Here is a 17344-nt window from a genome sequence, read left to right on the forward strand (position 1 = left end):
CCAGACTCCGTCCGGGGGGACCCCCACTTCCGCCGTTCCCCGGGCGCTGCCCGGACCCGCGCCTCAAACGCCGGCGGGGCTGGAAGACCCCGGGGCTCCGCCCCGGACCCCGTACGCGCGCTCCGCGCCCGGTGCGCTCAAACTCCCCCAGCTACCGCTGGGAGGTGCCCCCAGCGCGGGCTGGAATTGCCGCGCAGCGGCAAAATCCAGCCCCGCCGGCGTTTGAGGCGCGGGGGTCCGGGGGCGGAGCCCCCGGTGAGCGGGAGAGGGGCGGGTAGGGGACAGCCCCGCGCAGCGGCAGGCCCGGCTCCCGCTCTAGGGTGACCGCATGGCGGAATGGCAGGACGGCACCGGCACCCTCCTCATCGGCACCACCGCGGTCCCCCTGGAGGTCGCCGCCTCCTACCGGGCCCGCACCCGCGGCCTCCTCGGCCGCGACGGCGTCGAGGGGGCGCTGCTGCTGACGCCGGCCGGGAGCGTGCACACCTTCCGGATGCGGTTCCCGATCGACGTGGCCTACCTCGACCGCCGGATGCGCGTGATCGCGCTGACCACGATGCCCCCGGGCCGCCTCGGCCTGCCCCGGCTCCGCTCCCGGCACGTGCTGGAGGCCGAGGCGGGGGCCATGGCCCGCTGGGGCCTCACGACGGGAGGCACGGTGGCCGTCTCGGCGGGTGGACCTCCGGGCGCGGGGCGGTAGGTTGGGGCGGTTGGGCTGGGGTCTCAGGGGAGCGGCATGACGGAGAACGCGCGGATCAAGGCGCTGGAGCAGATCATGCCGGCGACGCACGGCGCCGACGAGGACATCGACTGGCAGGCGGCCGAGGCCGTCTGGGGCACCCGCTTCCCCTCCGACTTCGTGGCGTTCATGGGGCGTTACGGGGCCGGGTCCATCAACGGCGAGGCCAGCGTGCTGCTGCCGCTGCCCAAGCCCGGGCTCCAGTGGGACCCGGCCGAGATGGCCGAGGAGACCGCCAACGCGCGGCAGCTCTGGGAGGCCGGGGGCGGCCGGGCCGCCTTCGACGTGGACCCGGAGTCGATCATCGCCTGGGGGGTCACCGGCGGGTCGGACATCCTGTGCTGGCTCACAACCGACCCGGACCCGGACCGCTGGCCGGTGCTGGTCGCCGGCCGGCACACCGCCGACGCCTTCGCCGTCCACCCGTACGGCATGGCCGAGTTCCTGCTGCGGCTCTGCTCCGACGAGTTCGACGTGAGCCCCGTGAGCATCACCTTCTGGGACGCCGGGCACCTCAGCTTCGTCCACTGGCGCAAGGCCCAGCGCCGCTGGCAGGAGGGCCGCAACCCCGAGACGGGCGAGCCGGACCCCTACGCGGGCGAGTTCGCCGACTAGACGCCCGCCCGACCGGTCGGCCGACCGACCGCGCCCGAAAATCACACCCAGCCCGTTTCCCCACCGGAAACGGGCTTTTCGGCATGTCTACGCGCGTCGCATATCCCGTACCCATATCGGAAAACACAATTCCGAAATCCCGTGATTGGAGCATTGAACACAAGTGCCCACCCAATGCATTCAAGCCGACCGCCCTCGGGAGAGAATTCCGGCCAGACGGGCCACGGCGGGACACCCCAGCCCGGAGCAACTCATAAGTAATAACGGGAATCAAAAGAAAATCAGGGGTATCCACCCGTGCGAAGAAGAATGTTCGGCGCGGCCGCCACGGCTGCCGCGTTCGGTCTGCTGATACCGCTGTCGGGCTGCGGAAGTTCCTCCGGCGGCAGCGGCGGTGACGCGTTGCAACTGGTCGCGGCCGAATACGGCACCACTCCCGCCACCAGTTCCAAGGCTTTCTGGGACAAGGTGACGGCCGATTTCACCAAGACCAACCCCGGCATCAAGGTCGAGGTCACGCTCCTCCCGTGGGCCAACATCGACCGCGAGGTCTCCAAAATGGTCAGCGCCGGCAAGGCGCCGGACATGGCGCTCATGGGCTCGTACTCGGACTTCGCCGCCCAGGGCAAGCTGTATTCCGCGGAGGAGCTGCTCTCGATCAGCGCCGAGGCTAACTTCCTCCAGCCCCTCGCCGAGGCCGGATCGGTCGGGAACACCCTCTACGGCCTGCCCTTCGTGGCGAGCAGCCGTCTGCTCTTCTACAACACCAAGCTGTTCGCGGACGCCGGCCTCACCGCCAAGGACGGCTCGCCCACCTGGCAGCCGAAGACCTGGGGGGACCTGGAGTCCGCCGCCAAGGCGCTCAAGGCGAAGGGCGTGAAGTACCCGTACGCGCTGCCGCTGGGCCCCGAGGAGGCGCACGCGGAGGCGATGATCTGGGAGCTGTCCAACGGCGGCGGCTACGCCGACAGCAGCGGCAACTACAGCCTGGCCTCGGACCAGAACGTCGAGACCTTCAAATGGCTCCAGACCAAGCTGGTCGGCCCCGGGCTGACCGGCCCGACCCCGCCCGCGCAGCTGAACCGCGCCGACGCCTTCGACGCGTTCCTGCGCGGTGAGGTCGGCATGCTCAACGGCTACCCGTCCCTCTCCCACGAGGCGCGCGCCAAGGGCATCACCGTCGGCGCCGTGGCCATGCCGGTCTCGGACTCCCTGGGCACCGGCGAGAAGCCGCCGACCGTGGGCGTGGCCGACTGGATGATGGCCTTCAAGCAGAACGGCAAGGGCGAGGAGATCGGCAAGTTCCTGGACTTCGTCTACCAGGACAAGAACCTGTCGGACTTCGCGGGCCGCTACCACCTGCTGCCCTCGACCGTCACGGCCTCCCGCACCCCCTCGGGCGGCGGCCTCGACAAGAACGACGAGCAGTTCCTGACCGCCTTGCGCGGCGCCCAGCTCTACCCGGTCAACGACCCGGCCTGGGTGTCGGTCAGCGACACCATCAAGCGCAACATCGGGCGGGCCCTGGAACCGGGCGCCAACCCGAAGGCCGTCCTGGAGGAGATCGCCGCGAAGGCGAGCGCCGCCTCGAAGAAGAAGCGCTGAAAGTCCCCCGCGACAAGGGACCTTCGCCTCCCTGCCGGACCCCATCCCGTACGGCAGAATGGCTGTCGGCACTTGATCCAAGGCCGTGGCCCAGTCGCCCGCCGGGCACCCACAAGGTGCGCGGGGCGGCAGGCCTCCCCCTCCCCCTCCTCCGCCGCCCCGGCACCGCCGCCTCCCGCTACGCCCGGCCGTTCTCCGCGGAGAACGCCTTGCGGTACCGCTCGCAGCCGGAGTCCCAGCGCAGGCTGCCCGTCAGCGTCCCGTAGTGGGTGCGCGTGACCGACCACTCCACCGTGTACTCGCCGGTGTCGCACGCGATCCTCCTGCCGCCCGGGACCTTCTGACGCCCCGTCGCCGGCTGCCCCGTCAGCTTCCGCTCCACCTCCGCCCGCGCGACCCCCTTCGCGTCGCGCAGCACGGCGTGCACGACGATCGGGTGGGTGCCGTTCTTGGTGGTCAGGCCCTTGTTCACCAGGACGTCGGACACCGCCCACGCGAACTCGTACGAGGGTTCCCAGGCCAGCGTGTCCGGGTCGGCGACCTGGCGCTCGCTCCTCGGGTCGTGGGGGTGCGACGGGCGGGTGACCGTCCCGTACTGGATGCCCGGGTGGAAGCGGACCTGGCCCTGCAGCTTGTGCTTCTGGTCCTTGGTCCACAGGGACTTCATCTCGTGCTCGCCCCCGGCCGGGTCCTGGAGGTATCCGGTGCCCGGTGCGGCCGTGGCGGGCGCCTGGCCGAGGGCGGGGGCCACGGCCGCGGCTGCCGCGGCGAGGGCGAGGGCTGCGGTACGAGTGCGCTTCATGCCCGGCCCAACGGGCCCCCGCGGCGGGCCGGAACGACGCCGTGCGCGCGTTCACCCGTACGGAGCGGGCGGCGGACGCACAGGTGACAGATTCCGTTCCTGGCCGGAATGCGCCGCGGACGCCTCTGGTTCTCTGTGCCCGGACGGGGAAACGGTCCCCGCACGACCACGGGGGATGGCATGGGCATGACGGTTGATGGAACGGTCGCGGCGGGCTGGGAGACGGTGCGGGAGGAGTTCGAGGCGTTCGTGGCCTCGGAGCCGAACCCTCCGGAGGCCCAGCTCGCGGTGCGCCACCACGGGCGGACCGTGGTGGACCTGTGGGGCGGCGAGGACACCGACGGGGCCACCCTGAGCGGGGTCTTCTCCCTCACCAAGGGTGCCGCGCACCTCGTCGTGGCGCTGCTGACGCAGGAGGGCGTGCTGGACCTGGAGCGTCCGGTGTCGGCGTACTGGCCGGAATTCACCGGCCACGGCAAGGAGCGGCTGACGGTGCGGCAGCTCGTCGCGCACGGCTCCGGGCTGATCAGCACCGGCGAGGGCTTCTCGTACGAGGAGATCGCGGACGACGCGTTCCTCGCGGCCCGGCTGGCGGCGCAGGAGCCGTACTGGGAGCCCGGCACGGCGTACGGCTACCACGCGTTCGTGATCGGTGCGCTGACGGGCGAGGTGGTGCGGCGGGTGACGGGCCGCTCGCTGCAGGAGGTCTACGAGGAGCGGGTGCGGGCGCCGTACGGGCTGGACCTGTACATGGGGCTGCCGGCGGAGCTGGAGGGCCGCTGGAAGCCGGTCCTGGAGATGCTGCCCACGCCCGCGCAGCTGGAGCTGCTCGCGGCGGGCGGGCCGCTGCCCGAGCTGATGAGGACGGCCTTCAACTGGCACCACGAGCCGCCGATGGACATCGTCGCGTACGCCAACCACCCGAAGGTCAAGGCCCTCGGCCCGGCCTCGGCCGGCGGCAGCGGTACGGCGCGCGGGGTGGCCGCCCTGTACGCGGCGGCCATCAGCGGGCTGGACGGCCGGCCCGCGCTGCTGGAGCCCGCGACGGTGGCCGACGTGGCGCGGCTGCACACGCCGGGCCAGGACCGGGTGACCTCGGAGGCGGACCACTTCGGGCTGGGCTTCGAGACCCAGCCCGCGGTGGGCCCGGAGGCCTTCGGGCACTGCGGCGCGGCGGGCGGCAACGGCTTCGCCGACCCGGTCACGGGGATCGCGTACGGGTACACGCGCCGCCGCTTCGGCTTCCCGGGCGGGCTGGCCCCGGAGAACGGGCGCCTGACGGCGGCGGTGCTGAAGGTGGCCCGGGGGCTCTAGGAGTGGCTCAGGCCTGGCCGGTCTCGAAGCGGCTGATGTGGCCGTCGGAGACGGTGAACCGCCAGGCGGTGCGCATCTCGCCCCAGGTGTCGTTGCGGTAGGAGACGACGAGGGACCGGCCGTCGTCGGTCTGCTTCTCGACCGACATGTGGCCGCGGGAGGAGAAGATCTCACGGTCCGTCCAGTCGGTCAGATCCCGGTCGGAACCGTCGTCGGACATGGTCGCGCCGGGGGTCAGGACGGCCCGGAAGGCCTCCTGGTCGCCCGCGTTGACGGCGGTGACGAAGGCCCGGACGGCGGGGTCGGTGAGCTGGTCCGGCTTGATCATGGGGTCTCCCGGTCGTGTGCGTGGTCGTGCGTCCTGTGCTGCGCGCGCGACCAGGGAACACCCCCGGCGGGGCCGGGCGGCCGACCCTCACCCGTTCGCCGCCCGGCGGCGTGTCAGGAGGGGTCGGGGGCGGTGCGCACGGGGAAGCCGGTGGGCCGGCCCTGCTCCTCCAGCCAGGTCAGGACCTGGTCGAGGGCGGCGACGGTCTGCTTGCGGTCGCCGCCGCCGTCGTGGAAGAGGATGGTGGGGCCGTTGCCGATCTCGCGCTTGACGGCGTCGACGATGGCGGCGGTGCCGGGCTTGCCGAAGTCCTTGGTGTCGACGTTCCAGCCGAGCGGGCGCATGCCGCCCGCGGCGGCGATCCTGCGGCTGTCGGGGGTGAAGGCCCCGCCGGGGGCGCGGTAGTACTCGACCTTGGCGCCGCCGCCGGCGGCTTCCTCGATCAGCTTCTTCGCGTCGAGGATCTGGGCCTGCTGGTAGGCGACGGGCTTCTTGTCCATGGACGTGTCGTGGTCCATGGAGTGGTCGCAGAGCCGGTGGCCGGCCGCGACGACCTTCTTGACCAGGTCGGGGTGGGCCTTGGCCTGGGGGCCGATCATGCAGAAGACGGCCTTGACGTCGTGCTCGGCCAGCACCTTCAGGACCTGCGGGGTCCAGCGGGGGTCGGGGCCGTCGTCGATGGTGATGTTGACGGCGTCGCCCCCGGCCTCGGAGGCGTGGGCGATGGTGTCCGGGACGCCGGAGGAGGGGGTGGGGGGCGTGCCCGCGCCGCCCGGCTTCCCGTCTTCCGGCGCGCCGCTCTGACGTGACGCGTTGTCATGGCGGGGAGCGGGGTGGTCCTCGCCGGTGGGGACCAGGGTCGTGACCCCCCAGATGGTGGCGGCGACGGCCGCGGCCGAGGCGGCGACGGCTATCCGGGCTCGGAGGCTGTGCTTCTGCGTGCGCGTCATGTGGATCAGGACGCCTTCGAACCTGAGAAGGTTCCCCTTAATTGCCCCATAAATTCCAGGTAATAAGGGGTTTAGTCCTTTATCGCCACTGGTGACACAGATGCCCCTCAGGCCCCCGCAGACACGCGAAGAGGCGGGTGGGGCCCGGGAAATCCCGGGCCCCACCCGCCTCTTGGGGTGTGCGGATCAGTGGGCGAACGAGTCCGCCGGGGCGGAGGCGGCCTTGGCGGGACCGCCGCCGGCCGGGGCCGGACCCGCGCCCCGCAGCGGGACCTCCTTGACGAACCAGGCGAGCACGAAGCCCAGTACGGCGACGGACGCGCCCAGCAGGAACGCCGAGTGGGTACCGGCGGCGACGGCGTGCTGGTAGGCGTCGCGCACGGCCTCGGGCAGCTTGGCCAGGCTCGCCGCGTCCAGCTGGGCGGCACCGGCGGACTGCGCGGCCTGCGGGCCGAGCCGCTCGGACATGGTGTCCGTGACGCGGGAGGTGAACAGGGAGCCCATCAGGGCCACGCCGAAGGAACCGCCGAGGGTGCGGAAGAGGGTGGCCGAGGAGGAGGCGACGCCCATGTCCTTCATGTCGACGCTGTTCTGCGCGACCAGCATGGTGATCTGCATCAGGAAGCCGAGACCGGCGCCGAGGACGGCCATGTAGAGGCCGGAGACCAGGCGGGTGGTGCCGGTGTCCATGGTGGCGAGCAGGAACAGCCCGACGACCATGAGGGCCCCGCCGGCGATCGGGAAGACCTTGTACTTGCCGCTGCTGGTGGTGATCCGGCCCGCGACGAGCGAGACGGCCATCATCGAGAGCAGCATCGGCAGGAGCAGCAGGCCGGAGTTGGTGGCGGAGGCGCCCTGGACGGACTGCTGGAAGAGCGGGAGGTAGAGCACGCCGCCGAACATGGCGAAGCCGACGAGGAAGCCGATCACCGACATCAGGGTGAAGTTGCGGCTGCGGAAGATGTGCAGCGGCATGACCGGCTCGGCGGCCTTGGTCTCGGCGTAGAGGAAGGCGGCGATGGACAGGACGCCGACGACGATCAGGCCGATGATCTCGGCGGAGCCCCAGGCGTACTCGGTGCCGCCCCAGGTCGTCACGAGGACGGTGGAGGTGATGGCGAGGGTCAGCAGGGCCGCGCCGATGTAGTCGATCTTCCCCTGCGACTTCTTCTTGGGCAGGTGCAGCACGGCGCTGACCATCGCCAGGGCGACGGCGCCGAGCGGGAGGTTGATGTAGAAGGACCAGCGCCAGCCCATGTGGTCGGTGATGGTGCCGCCGACCAGCGGGCCGCCGATCATGGCGAGGGCCATCACGCCGGCCATCATGCCCTGGTACTTGCCGCGCTCGCGGGGCGGGATCAGGTCGCCGATGATCGCCATGACGCCGACCATCAGACCGCCGGCGCCGAGGCCCTGGACGGCGCGGAAGCCGATGAGCTGGCCCATGTCCTGGGCCATGCCGCTGAGCGCGGAGCCGACGAGGAAGATGATGATCGAGGTGAGGAAGGAGCCCTTCCGCCCGTACATGTCGCCGATCTTGCCCCAGATGGGGGTCGAGGCGGCGGTGGCCAGGGTGTAGGCGGTGACCACCCAGGAGAGGTGTTCGAGGCCGCCGAGCTCGCCGACGATGGTCGGCATCGCGGTGCCGATGATCATGTTGTCGAGCATGGCGAGCAGCATTGCGATCATGAGTGCCATGAGGACGACACGCACGCTGCGCGGCTTCACCTCCTCGGCGCCCGCCGCTTCCTTGATGTTCTCCGCCATGTCCACTCCCCGTTCACATCCAACTGCGCCGGGTACTTACTTGCCGCCCGGCTAGTTCACTACACTGGGGAAGGTAGACCCGTCACTAGCCGGGCGTCAAGTAAGTAATTCGGGAGAGCCATGTCCAGCACCGGTCCGCAGCAGCCGCGCCGTGGCAACACGCGCCAGCGCATCCAGGACGTCGCACTGGAGCTCTTCGCCGAGCAGGGTTACGAGAAGACCTCGCTACGGGAGATCGCGGAGCGGCTGGAGGTCACGAAGGCGGCGCTGTACTACCACTTCAAGACCAAGGAAGACATCATCATCAGCGTCTTCGACGACCTGACCCGGCCGATCGACGAGCTGATCGAGTGGGCGCAGGAGCAGCCGAAGACGCTGGAGACCAAGCGGGAGATCCTGCGCCGCTACAGCGAGGCCATGGCGGCGGGCGCTCCGCTGTACCGCTTCATGCAGGAGAACCAGGCCACGATGCGGGAGCTGAGCATCGGGGAGACGGTCAAGCGCCGGCTGTTCACGCTGGTGGAACTGCTGCGCAACGACGAGGGCCCGCTCGCGGACCAGGTGCGCTGCGTGAGCGCCCTGTTCACGCTGCACGCGGGGATGATGTTCCTCCAGCACGTGGAGGGGGACCCGGAGGAGACCCGGCTGGCGGCCCTGGACGTCGCCACGGACCTCATCACCCGGGCCCACCACGGCGACGTGTAGCCGCCGGCGGCGGGCCGGGCGGGGGGCTCAGGCGCCGTCGCCGCCCGACGGGGTGCCGGAGCGCTTCTCGGCGAGGGAGCGGCGCAGGACGGGGACGGCGAGCCCCAGGGCGGTGCCGATGGTCAGGCCGGCACCTACGTTGTCGAACACCAGGAGTCCGAGCAGGATGCCGACGGAGATGCCCGTCGAGAGGCCCACGGCCGCTTCCTTGCCGTGAATCGCCTCTGCTGCCTCGGTCTTATCTTCATGCACCATGCACGCATTGTGCCAGTGGATCACTTGTCGACGGCCATGGCGAGTTCGAACACACCGCTGTTCATGTCCTCGCACAGGGCCCGGCAGGCGCCGAAGAGCTCGGTGAACTCGGGCAGGGCCTGCCAGTCCCGCACGGCCTGCTCGCCGGTCCAGCGGGACACGGACACGAAGTGGGCCGGTTCGTTCAGGTCGCGGATCAGCCGGGCGTGCAGGAAGCCGTCGACGGAACCCTGGGTCCAGGTCAGGAACTCCGTCCACCGCAGGATGAACTCGGCCTCCTCGCCCGCGCGCACCTGCCAGTTCCCCGAGGCCCAGTACCTGCTCGTCGTATCGGTCATCGCGCACCACCTCGGGAGTCGGCCCCTCCCCCAGATTAGGCCGGTGAGCGCGTCCCGGCCCGTCCGCGCGGCGCGGCGCGGCGGGGGCCGGGCGGGGAGGCGGTAGGGCATGGGGGGCACGCTCGGCGGCGAGGCTCCCTGGAGGCCCCATGACAGCGGTGGACCACGCGGCCCGGACCGAGCGGCGGGTGCGGCAGGGCTCCGCGGTGCTGCGCCTGCTGACGACCACCGACCACAAGACCATCGGCAACCTCTACCTGGTGACGGCCTTCGGCTTCTTCCTCTTCGCCGGCGTCCTCGCCCTGGCCATGCGGGCCGAACTCGCCCGCCCCGGGCTCCAGATCCTCTCGAACCAGCAGTACAACGAGGCCTTCACCATCCACGCCACGATCATGATGCTGCTCTTCGCGACGCCGACCTTCACGGGCTTCGCCAACGCGGTGATGCCGCTCCAGATCGGCGCGCCCGACGTGGCCTTCCCCCGGCTGAACGCCTTCACCTACTGGGTCTACCTCTTCGGCGGGCTGATGGTGGTCTCCGGGTTCCTCACCGCCGACGGGGCCGCCGCCTTCGGGTGGTTCGCGTACGCCCCGCTCAACGGGGCGGTGTTCTCCCCGGGCACGGGCCCCGACCTGTGGGTGATGGGGCTGGCGGTGGCGGGGCTCAGCACGATCCTGGGCGCGGTCAACTTCATCACCACGGTCATCTGCCTGCGCGCGCCCGGCATGACGCTCTTCCGGATGCCGGTCTTCACCTGGAACGTGCTGTTCACCTCGATCCTGGCGCTGCTGGCCTTCCCCGTGTTCACCGCCGCCCTGCTGGCCCTGGAGGCGGACCGCAAGTTCGGCGCGCACGTCTTCGACCCGGCGAACGGCGGCGCGCTGCTGTGGCAGCACCTGTTCTGGTTCTTCGGGCATCCGGAGGTCTACATCGTGGCCCTGCCGTTCTTCGGCGTGGTCAGCGAGATCCTGCCGGTCTTCAGCCGCAAGCCCATGTTCGGGTACGTGTCCCTGATCGGGGCCACGATCGCCATCACCGGCCTGTCCGCGACCGTGTGGGCCCACCACATGTTCGCCACCGGCGCCGTGCTGCTCCCCTTCTTCTCCCTGCTGTCGTTCCTGATCGCGGTGCCGACGGGGGTGAAGTTCTTCAACTGGATCGGGACCATGTGGAAGGGCTCGCTCTCCTTCGAGACCCCGATGCTGTGGTCCATCGGGTTCCTCGTCACCTTCCTGCTGGGCGGGCTGACCGGGGTGCTGGTCGCCTCGCCGCCCCTGGACTTCCACCTGACCGACAGCTACTTCGTCGTCGCCCACCTCCACTACGTCCTCTTCGGCACGATCGTCTTCGCCACCTTCGGCGGCCTCTACTTCTGGTGGCCCAAGCTGACCGGGCGGATGCTGGACGAGCGGCTCGGCCGGATCCACTTCTGGACCCTGTTCACCGGCTTCCAGACCACCTTCCTGGTGCAGCACTGGCTGGGCGAGGCGGGCATGCCCCGCCGGTACGCCGACTACCTCGCCGCCGACGGGTTCACCCTGCTCAACACCGTCTCCACGATCGGCGCCTTCCTGCTGGGCCTTTCCACGCTGCCGTTCCTCTACAACGTGTGGCGCACCCGGCGGTACGGGGAGCCGGTCGGGGTCGACGACCCGTGGGGCTGGGGCCGCTCCCTGGAGTGGGCGACCTCCTGCCCGCCGCCCCGGCACAACTTCCACTCCCTGCCCCGGATCCGTTCGGAATCCCCGGCCTTCGACCTTCACCACCCGGAGGTGCCCGTTGAGAGGTGAGGCCTGGCTCTTCACCGGTACGGCCCTGTTCTTCGGGGCTGCCACCGCCGTCTACGGGTGGCTGTCCGACGAGCCGGCGGGCATCGCCGCGCTCTGCGTGTGCTTCCTGATGTCGGCGCTGGTCGCGGCGTTCCTGTGGCGGCAGTACCGGCGGGGCGGGGAGCGCCCGGAGGACCGGGCGGACGCCGAGGTGGGGGAGGCGTCCGGGCGGCGGGTGTTCTTCCCGGCCCGCAGCCCGTACCCCGTGCTGACGGCGGCCGGGAGCGCGCTGGTCGGGCTGGGCGTGGTGCAGGGGCTGTGGCTGTGCCTGATCGGCTTCGGGGTGCTGCTGCCGGGGGTCCTCGGCTTCGCCTTCCAGAACCTGGAGCACCCGGAGTAGCTCAGGCGTCCCGCGGGGGCTCGGGCCGGTCCGGGCCGGCGAGGGCGGCGGCGACCTTGCGGCGCTGCTCCGGGGTGAGCGGGTACGGGACGCGGTCGCGGTGGAACCAGGCGCTGACGGCCGCCCGGGTGCGGTTCAGGGCCCGGCGCGGCAGGGGCCGGGTGGGGTCGCCGTCGTACTCCAGCGGCGCGGGCAGGTCCCGGGCGAGCATGGTGTACCGCTCGCCGGGCGGGAGCGCCTCGTGGCGGGGGTGGAAGGCGCCCTGCGCGTCCTGCACCGCCAGGCCGGTCTCCGCGCCGTCCGTCAGCAGCTCCCGCTCGTGCGACTGGAGGGCCAGGCACAGCCGCCGGGTGAGCCAGAACACCACGGCCGGCACGGCGAACAGGGCGGCGCGCAGCGTCCAGGTCAGCGGGGGCAGGGGCAGGGCGAAGACGAAGGCCAGGATGTCCTGGGCGCCGGCGAGGAGCAGCACCGCGTACCAGGAGAGGGCCGCCGCGCCGAGGGCCGTGCGGACCGGGCGGTCGCGGGGGCGGTCGCAGAGGTGCCGTTCGCCGGTGTCGCCGGTGATCCAGCGTTCGAAGAAGGGGTAGGCGTAGAGCACGGTGAACAGCAGGCCGGGCATGAGGACGGCCGTCACCAGGGGGTTCCAGGAGATGGTGTGCCCCCACAGGCGGGTCTCGACCCCGGGCATCAGCCGCAGGGCGCCCTCCAGGAAGCCGATGTACCAGTCGGGCTGGGAGCCGTCGGAGACCAGGTCGGCGCGGTAGGGGCCGTACACCCAGATCGGGTTGACCTGAGCGACGGCGGCGAGCGCGGCGAGGACCCCGGAGACGGCGAGGAAGAGGCCGCCGGACTTGGCCAGGTACTGGGGGAAGAAGGGCAGGCCGACGGCGTTGCGGGCGGTGCGGCCGGGGCCCGCCCAGTGGGTGTGCTTGAGGTGGAACACGAGCAGCAGGTGCACGGTGACCAGCCCCAGCAGCAGGCCGGGGACCAGCAGGATGTGCACGGGGTAGAGGCGGGGGACGATGTCCTGGCCGGGGAACTCGCCGCCGAAGGCGAAGCAGCTCAGGTAGGTGCCGACGACGGGGACGGACAGCATGACGCCCTGGGCGATGCGCAGGCCGGTGCCGGACAGCAGGTCGTCGGGGAGCGAGTAGCCGGCGAAGCCCTCCAGCATCGCGAGCATGAACAGGGTCGTTCCGATGACCCAGTTCAGCTCGCGGGGGCGGCGGAAGGCGCCGGTGAGGAACACGCGGAGCATGTGCGCGCCGATGGCGGCGAGGAAGACGATCGCCGCCCAGTGGTGGATCTGGCGGATCAGCAGGCCGCCGCGGACGTCGAAGCTGATGCGCAGGGTGGAGAGGTAGGCCTGCGACATGAGGACGCCGCGCAGCGGCTCGTACGAGCCCTGGTAGGGGGTCTCGCGCATCGACGGGTCGAAGAAGAGCGACAGGTAGACGCCGGTGAGCAGCAGGACGGCGAAGCTGTAGAGGGCCAGTTCCCCCAGCAGGAAGGACCAGTGGTCGGGGAACACCTTCCGCAGCACCCCGCGGGTGAGTTCCGCGAGCGGCAGCCGCTCGTCGAGGGCCCCGGCCGCCCGTGCCACCCGCTTCCCGCGCTTGGACTCCGGCACCGGCCCGTACCTCCTGCCCGCGCGCATCGCCCGGCGCGTACGCCACGCCAAGCTACCGAAACGGGACAGGGGGGTACGGAACAGACACGGCTGGTCAGGCGCGGAGCCGCCGTTCGGACTCCTCGATGGGGACGTCGTTGATGCTGGCCTCGCGGCGGCGCATCAGGCCGTCGTCGTCGAACTCCCACTGCTCGTTGCCGTGGCTGCGCCACCACTGGCCGCCGGCGTCGTGCCACTCGTACTCGAAGCGGACGGAGATGCGGTTGCCGGTGTGGGCCCAGAGCTCCTTGCGCAGGCGGTAGTCCAGCTCGCGCTCCCACTTCTCGGCGAGGAAGGCGCGGATCTCGGCGCGGCCGGTGAGGAAGCGGTCGCGGTTGCGCCAGACGGAGTCCTCGGAGTAGGCGAGGGCGATGCGCTCGGGGTCGCGGGTGTTCCAGGCGTCCTCGGCGGCCTGCACCTTGGCGCGGGCGGTCTCCTCGGTGAACGGGGGCTTGAGCACGGCGGTTTCCTCTCGGATCACGATCGGGAGAACGTTCGTTCTCAAAGTAGAGAACGAACGTTCTCAGCGCAAGCGGTTCTGAACTACCCTTCACCCCATGGACGACGAAGAGGCCCGCACCCGACTGCTCGACGCGGCGGAGGCGCTGTTCTACGCCGAGGGCATCCAGGCCGTCGGCATGGACCGCATCCGCACGGAGTCGGGCGTACCGCTCAAGCGGCTCTACCGGCTCTTCCCGGCGAAGGACGCGCTGGTCGCCGCCTACCTGGAGCGGCGCGACGCCCGCTGGATCGGCGGCCTGCGGGAGGCGGTGGCGGAGGCCGACGAGCCGGTGCCGGCGGTGTTCGACTGGCTGGCGCGGTGGTTCTCGGAGCCGGACTTCCGCGGCTGCGCCTTCCTCAACGCGTACGGGGAACTCGGCACGGGCCCCGAGGCGGTGCTGGACGTCGTACGCCGCCACAAGTCGGACCTGCGCTCCCTGCTGGGCGCCCTGACCGACTCCCCCGCCCTCGCGGACCAGCTCCTCATCCTGGCCGAGGGCGCCACGGTGGTGGCCGCCCTCACCCCCGGCCCGGAACCGGCCCTCCGCGCCCGCGAGGCGGCCCTGCGGCTGCTGGAGGGGGCCTCCCACCCGAACGGGTGAGCGGCCGCGCGACCAGGGCGGCCGTCGGTCCGCCGCGCTAGCCTGGGAGAAGGCACGCAGCGTGACGAGACACCGACGCCGCCCGGAGGACCACGGTGACAGCCATGATCGAGCGACCCCGGCCCATAGGGACCACCGAGGGGGAACCGGCCTTCGAGGACGTGCTGCGCACGGTCGAGGAGATGGACACACCAGACGGCCACAAGGCCGAGCTCATCCGGGGGAAGATCGTCGTGTCACCGTGGTCGAAGCTGCGTTACTCGCGCCCCATGCGCAGCCTGAGGGAGCAGCTCGGGCAGCACGCCCCGGAGGGGCACATCGCCGACACCTCTCCCTTTCTGTTCGGCTTCCCGTCGGCGGAACGCGGATACGGGCCGGATCTGTACGTCGTGGACGAAGCAGCCCTCGAAGCCGACGGCCGACACGCCGACAGCACTGCGCTCTCGCTCGTCTCCGAGTTCACCTCGGTCTCCACCAGGGACGCGGACTGGCAGGAGAAGCTCCAGGTGTACGGGCAACTGGTGCCCGTGTACCTCGTGGTCGACATGCAGGCGGAAGAGATCACCTGCTTCTCCGACCCCTCCCCGCAGGGCTACCGCGCCCACAAGACCGTCTCTTTCGGCACCCCGCTGCCGGTCCCCGCGCCCTTCTCGTGCGAGATCGACACGACGGCGTTCAAGGCCGGGGGCTGAGCCGGCCGGGGGCGGCGGTCACCACCTGAAGAGGACGCCCCGCCAGGTCCAGCCCGCGGCGAGGACCGTGTCGCGCAGGGGGTCCCGCATGTCCCGGGAGTCGTAGCGGAAGGTCTCGACCATGCGCCGACGGCCGTCCGGGCCCTTCTGGTACTCCCACGTCCGGGCGACCCTGGTCGACCCCCCGCGGCCGTACTGCCTGCTGCCGGAGTGCTCGTGCGAGATGTTGCCCCACTGCTCCTCCAGCGTGCGCACCTCACGGGTGCCGGGCACCAGGCGCATCCGGATCTTGACGGTCAGGTCCAGCTTGGCGATGCGGCGCTCCGCCACCAGGTCCGCCTTCTCCTTCGGGAAGGCGTGGCGCACCTGGAACGGCGCGTCGGGGCCGCCCAGCGCGAGCAGCGCCTCCCGGACCTCCGTGGTGGGCAGGGGCCGCACGCCGCTGCGGGGGTACCTGGTGCCGGTGAGCCTGTCCCGGAGCCGCCCCATGTCAGTCCTCCGCCCCGTCGGCCGGGCGTACCGTGCGTACGAAGTCCTGGAAGTCCGCGAGGACGCTCTCGTACTGGTCCGCGGTGGACGTCAGGGCCAGCCGGACCAGGGCGCGCTTGCGCGGGTCCTCTCCGTCCGGGAAGAACAGGTAGACCTGGGACTGGACGAAGTCCCGGCGGACGTCGCCCGCGACGGCCGAGAAGGTGACCCGCTGGGCCAGGGCGGGCGCGTCGGTGGAGCCGAGCTCCTGACGGTGGGTCACCACCACCGGGTCGGCGAACTCCCGCAGCCGCTCGACCGACGCGTCGGCGAGTTCGGCCGCCGTCACGTCCTCCTTGGGGAGGCCGCCGTCGACGGTGATGTTCGCCGCGAACCCGGCGTCCGGCTGCGGGTGCACGGCGGCGTAGGCGACGTCCGGAAAGGCCGGAACGGGCCGCCAGCCCGTCGGCAGCGTGAACGCGATCGGCACGGGCAGTGTCGTGGGCATCCCTGAACCTCCTTCCTCGGAAACGTACATCAGTCGAACCAGCTGCCGATCTCGTGGGCCACGTCACCGACGGTCTTCTTGACCTTGCCCGGGTCCACGGTGATCTCCAGCCCCACCGCCCCGCCGAAGAGCTCGGCGGCGCCCGCCTTCCCGCTGACCGTCCACGCGCCGGTCTCCTTGTCCTTCCGCCAGCCGAAGGACCCTTCCCAGCCGGCTCCGGCCCATCCTTCGGCCGCCACACCGACACCCAGACCACCGGACTCGACGCCCCCGGCAACGGTGCCCTTCACCCCGGCGAAGGCCTTCGCCCCGGCGGTGACCTCTTCCCGGGTCAGCTTGGCGTTGGCACTCACCTCGCCGCCGGCGAACCCCTCGATGCGCCCGTAGGCGGCGTGCGAACCGCGTTCGACCCGGCCTTCCTGCATCATGCGCAGGCCGGCGGACGCCTCGGCCTTGCCGGTGACGCCCTGTTCGCTGGCGCCGTAGTTCGCGGTGGCCCTGGCTCCCGCGTACGCGTCCTCCACTCCGGAGAGCTTCAGCCCCGCGAGCTCGCCCTCTCCGTCCACGGTGGCGTGGAAGAGGTCCGCGTACGCCTTGACCGAGCCCTCCTTGCCGTACTTGATGCCGCTGGCGCTGAAGCCGACGTCGGGCCCTGTCACCTTCACGGGGTCCTCGCGGTGCGTGATGACGGGCGCGACGTACTTCTGCGCCTTGGCCAGGTCGCCCTCGGCAGAGTTGTTGAAGCCCATGAGGGACTCGTCGGCGCCACTGCCGTGGCCCAGGGCGTCCTTGTTCCTGTCGACGACGGCGGATTCGAGGGCGTCCTTGACGTGCGTGTCGGCCTCGGACACGGCCTTCACCCGGTCGTCGATGTGCTTCTGCCACTTCTCGACCGCGGTGCGGACGAGGGCCTGACCGTCCGGGTCGTGCTGGTAGGCGCTGCGCTCGACCGGCGTGAGCTTGGCGTAGTCGAAGGCGACGCGGCCCTCCTCGGACACCGTCATGCCCGCGGCGACCGCGTCGTCGCGGGCGCTCTCCAGCTTCGCCTTCAGGTCGGTGAGCTGCTCGTGGGCTCCGCGCAGCAGGCTCGCGACCGCCTTGGCCTGCTTCTGCGCGGCGGAGTACTCGTAGCGGGTCGCCGCGAACTTGGTGCGGGCCACACCGGCGCTCACACCGGCCCAGTCGTTCCCGAGGGTGATCTTCTGGACGGTCTCGCCGTAGCGGGACTCGACCTTCTGCAGTTCGCCCGCCATCGCGTCCCACTTGGCGGCCGCCGCCGTCAGCAGGCCGAGGTCCGTGGTCATCACTTCGCCG

At 71.2% G+C, this 17344-nt stretch carries 20 protein-coding genes; 9 read left to right on the forward strand and 11 right to left on the reverse strand.

The window, feature by feature from the left end; all coding sequences use genetic code 11:
- Positions 1 to 328: 328 nt before the first annotated feature.
- The 3 genes from ACQKM2_RS29650 (at position 329) to ACQKM2_RS29660 (ending at position 2959) form a co-directional block, all read left to right on the forward strand.
- Positions 329 to 700, forward strand: a complete 372-nt coding sequence (locus ACQKM2_RS29650) for a DUF192 domain-containing protein (protein WP_427715026.1) — start codon at positions 329 to 331, stop codon at positions 698 to 700.
- A gap of 36 nt (positions 701 to 736) precedes the next feature.
- Positions 737 to 1354 (forward strand): SMI1/KNR4 family protein, encoded by a 618-nt coding sequence (locus ACQKM2_RS29655; protein WP_007266244.1) that lies wholly within the window; start codon positions 737 to 739, stop codon positions 1352 to 1354.
- A gap of 309 nt (positions 1355 to 1663) precedes the next feature.
- Positions 1664 to 2959, forward strand: a complete 1296-nt coding sequence (locus ACQKM2_RS29660; protein WP_427715096.1) for an extracellular solute-binding protein — start codon at positions 1664 to 1666, stop codon at positions 2957 to 2959.
- 178 nt (positions 2960 to 3137) lie between these two features.
- Here ACQKM2_RS29660 and ACQKM2_RS29665 read toward each other — a convergent pair whose 3' ends face one another.
- Positions 3138 to 3761, reverse strand: a complete 624-nt coding sequence (locus ACQKM2_RS29665) for a hypothetical protein (RefSeq protein WP_427715027.1) — start codon at positions 3759 to 3761, stop codon at positions 3138 to 3140.
- A gap of 186 nt (positions 3762 to 3947) precedes the next feature.
- Here ACQKM2_RS29665 and ACQKM2_RS29670 point away from each other — a divergent pair, with 186 nt between their 5' ends.
- Entirely contained in the window at positions 3948 to 5075 is a 1128-nt protein-coding gene (locus ACQKM2_RS29670) for a serine hydrolase domain-containing protein (RefSeq protein WP_427715029.1), read from the forward strand.
- 7 nt (positions 5076 to 5082) lie between these two features.
- On the opposite strand, the gene ACQKM2_RS29675 is transcribed toward ACQKM2_RS29670, so the two are convergent.
- The 3 genes from ACQKM2_RS29675 to ACQKM2_RS29685 form a co-directional block, all read right to left on the reverse strand.
- Positions 5083 to 5403 (reverse strand): nuclear transport factor 2 family protein, encoded by a 321-nt coding sequence (locus tag ACQKM2_RS29675; RefSeq protein WP_427715030.1) that lies wholly within the window; start codon positions 5401 to 5403, stop codon positions 5083 to 5085.
- A 113-nt stretch (positions 5404 to 5516) separates the two neighbouring features.
- Complete coding sequence (locus ACQKM2_RS29680) at positions 5517 to 6353, reverse strand: polysaccharide deacetylase family protein (protein ID WP_427715032.1); 837 nt, start codon at positions 6351 to 6353, stop codon at positions 5517 to 5519.
- A 186-nt stretch (positions 6354 to 6539) separates the two neighbouring features.
- Entirely contained in the window at positions 6540 to 8120 is a 1581-nt protein-coding gene (locus tag ACQKM2_RS29685; RefSeq protein WP_427715034.1) for an MDR family MFS transporter, read from the reverse strand.
- Positions 8121 to 8240: 120 nt separating this feature from the next.
- Between ACQKM2_RS29685 and ACQKM2_RS29690 the strand changes: the two genes are divergently transcribed.
- Positions 8241 to 8825 (forward strand): TetR/AcrR family transcriptional regulator, encoded by a 585-nt coding sequence (locus tag ACQKM2_RS29690; RefSeq protein WP_427715036.1) that lies wholly within the window; start codon positions 8241 to 8243, stop codon positions 8823 to 8825.
- Between the two features lie 27 nt (positions 8826 to 8852).
- Here the strand turns inward: ACQKM2_RS29690 and ACQKM2_RS29695 are convergent, their stop codons facing one another.
- Together ACQKM2_RS29695 and ACQKM2_RS29700 are read right to left on the reverse strand one after the other, a co-directional pair.
- Positions 8853 to 9080: a hypothetical protein gene (locus ACQKM2_RS29695; RefSeq protein WP_427715038.1), complete on the reverse strand. Its 228-nt coding sequence runs from the start codon at positions 9078 to 9080 to the stop codon at positions 8853 to 8855.
- A 20-nt stretch (positions 9081 to 9100) separates the two neighbouring features.
- Positions 9101 to 9418 carry an antibiotic biosynthesis monooxygenase family protein gene (locus ACQKM2_RS29700; RefSeq protein ID WP_427715040.1) on the reverse strand — a complete coding sequence of 106 codons (318 nt, stop codon included), beginning with the start codon at positions 9416 to 9418 and terminating at the stop codon, positions 9101 to 9103.
- A 149-nt stretch (positions 9419 to 9567) separates the two neighbouring features.
- Between ACQKM2_RS29700 and ctaD the strand changes: the two genes are divergently transcribed.
- Both ctaD and ACQKM2_RS29710 read left to right on the forward strand, forming a co-directional pair.
- The gene (ctaD, locus tag ACQKM2_RS29705; RefSeq protein WP_427715041.1) at positions 9568 to 11208 is read left to right on the forward strand and encodes a cytochrome c oxidase subunit I; all 1641 of its coding nucleotides are present in this window, start codon (positions 9568 to 9570) and stop codon (positions 11206 to 11208) included.
- Positions 11198 to 11587 carry a cytochrome c oxidase subunit 4 gene (locus ACQKM2_RS29710; protein ID WP_427715042.1) on the forward strand — a complete coding sequence of 130 codons (390 nt, stop codon included), beginning with the start codon at positions 11198 to 11200 and terminating at the stop codon, positions 11585 to 11587. Before ctaD ends, ACQKM2_RS29710 begins: the two co-directional genes overlap by 11 nt.
- Position 11588: 1 nt before the next feature.
- Here the strand turns inward: ACQKM2_RS29710 and ACQKM2_RS29715 are convergent, their stop codons facing one another.
- The gene (locus ACQKM2_RS29715) at positions 11589 to 13247 is read right to left on the reverse strand and encodes a cytochrome b (RefSeq protein ID WP_427715043.1); all 1659 of its coding nucleotides are present in this window, start codon (positions 13245 to 13247) and stop codon (positions 11589 to 11591) included.
- Positions 13248 to 13314: 67 nt separating this feature from the next.
- Positions 13315 to 13719, reverse strand: coding sequence for a nuclear transport factor 2 family protein (locus ACQKM2_RS29720; RefSeq protein WP_427715044.1), 405 nt, complete (start codon positions 13717 to 13719; stop codon positions 13315 to 13317).
- Between the two features lie 97 nt (positions 13720 to 13816).
- On the opposite strand from ACQKM2_RS29720, the gene ACQKM2_RS29725 reads away from it, so the two are divergent.
- Entirely contained in the window at positions 13817 to 14362 is a 546-nt protein-coding gene (locus tag ACQKM2_RS29725; protein WP_427715045.1) for a TetR/AcrR family transcriptional regulator, read from the forward strand.
- A gap of 104 nt (positions 14363 to 14466) precedes the next feature.
- Positions 14467 to 15054 carry a Uma2 family endonuclease gene (locus tag ACQKM2_RS29730; protein WP_427715046.1) on the forward strand — a complete coding sequence of 196 codons (588 nt, stop codon included), beginning with the start codon at positions 14467 to 14469 and terminating at the stop codon, positions 15052 to 15054.
- A gap of 18 nt (positions 15055 to 15072) precedes the next feature.
- Here ACQKM2_RS29730 and ACQKM2_RS29735 read toward each other — a convergent pair whose 3' ends face one another.
- Genes ACQKM2_RS29735 through ACQKM2_RS29745 form a run of 3 tightly spaced genes read right to left on the reverse strand, consistent with a single transcriptional unit; the run spans position 15073 to position 17334 of the window.
- The gene (locus ACQKM2_RS29735) at positions 15073 to 15543 is read right to left on the reverse strand and encodes a hypothetical protein (RefSeq protein ID WP_427715047.1); all 471 of its coding nucleotides are present in this window, start codon (positions 15541 to 15543) and stop codon (positions 15073 to 15075) included.
- Position 15544: 1 nt separating this feature from the next.
- Entirely contained in the window at positions 15545 to 16030 is a 486-nt protein-coding gene (locus tag ACQKM2_RS29740) for a hypothetical protein (protein WP_427715048.1), read from the reverse strand.
- A gap of 29 nt (positions 16031 to 16059) precedes the next feature.
- A complete protein-coding gene (locus ACQKM2_RS29745; RefSeq protein ID WP_427715050.1) occupies positions 16060 to 17334 on the reverse strand; it encodes a hypothetical protein in 1275 nt (424 codons plus the stop codon).
- Between the last annotated feature and the right edge of the window lie 10 nt (positions 17335 to 17344).

It is taken from the genome of Streptomyces sp. NPDC004126 (assembly GCF_050275515.1).
GTDB lineage: Bacteria > Actinomycetota > Actinomycetes > Streptomycetales > Streptomycetaceae > Streptomyces.

Coding starts and splice junctions, on each gene's coding strand:
- ACQKM2_RS29680 (WP_427715032.1), bottom strand. CDS start 6,353: ATGACGCGCACGCAGAAGCACAGCCTCCGAGCCCGGATAGCCGTCGCC.
- ACQKM2_RS29745 (WP_427715050.1), bottom strand. CDS start 17,334: ATGACCACGGACCTCGGCCTGCTGACGGCGGCGGCCGCCAAGTGGGAC.
- ctaD (WP_427715041.1), top strand. CDS start 9,568: ATGACAGCGGTGGACCACGCGGCCCGGACCGAGCGGCGGGTGCGGCAG.
- ACQKM2_RS29735 (WP_427715047.1), bottom strand. CDS start 15,543: ATGGGGCGGCTCCGGGACAGGCTCACCGGCACCAGGTACCCCCGCAGC.
- ACQKM2_RS29725 (WP_427715045.1), top strand. CDS start 13,817: ATGGACGACGAAGAGGCCCGCACCCGACTGCTCGACGCGGCGGAGGCG.
- ACQKM2_RS29740 (WP_427715048.1), bottom strand. CDS start 16,030: ATGCCCACGACACTGCCCGTGCCGATCGCGTTCACGCTGCCGACGGGC.
- ACQKM2_RS29685 (WP_427715034.1), bottom strand. CDS start 8,120: ATGGCGGAGAACATCAAGGAAGCGGCGGGCGCCGAGGAGGTGAAGCCG.
- ACQKM2_RS29715 (WP_427715043.1), bottom strand. CDS start 13,247: ATGCGCGCGGGCAGGAGGTACGGGCCGGTGCCGGAGTCCAAGCGCGGG.
- ACQKM2_RS29665 (WP_427715027.1), bottom strand. CDS start 3,761: ATGAAGCGCACTCGTACCGCAGCCCTCGCCCTCGCCGCGGCAGCCGCG.
- ACQKM2_RS29730 (WP_427715046.1), top strand. CDS start 14,467: ATGATCGAGCGACCCCGGCCCATAGGGACCACCGAGGGGGAACCGGCC.
- ACQKM2_RS29675 (WP_427715030.1), bottom strand. CDS start 5,403: ATGATCAAGCCGGACCAGCTCACCGACCCCGCCGTCCGGGCCTTCGTC.
- ACQKM2_RS29690 (WP_427715036.1), top strand. CDS start 8,241: ATGTCCAGCACCGGTCCGCAGCAGCCGCGCCGTGGCAACACGCGCCAG.
- ACQKM2_RS29650 (WP_427715026.1), top strand. CDS start 329: ATGGCGGAATGGCAGGACGGCACCGGCACCCTCCTCATCGGCACCACC.
- ACQKM2_RS29670 (WP_427715029.1), top strand. CDS start 3,948: ATGACGGTTGATGGAACGGTCGCGGCGGGCTGGGAGACGGTGCGGGAG.
- ACQKM2_RS29695 (WP_427715038.1), bottom strand. CDS start 9,080: ATGGTGCATGAAGATAAGACCGAGGCAGCAGAGGCGATTCACGGCAAG.
- ACQKM2_RS29655 (WP_007266244.1), top strand. CDS start 737: ATGACGGAGAACGCGCGGATCAAGGCGCTGGAGCAGATCATGCCGGCG.
- ACQKM2_RS29660 (WP_427715096.1), top strand. CDS start 1,664: ATGTTCGGCGCGGCCGCCACGGCTGCCGCGTTCGGTCTGCTGATACCG.
- ACQKM2_RS29700 (WP_427715040.1), bottom strand. CDS start 9,418: ATGACCGATACGACGAGCAGGTACTGGGCCTCGGGGAACTGGCAGGTG.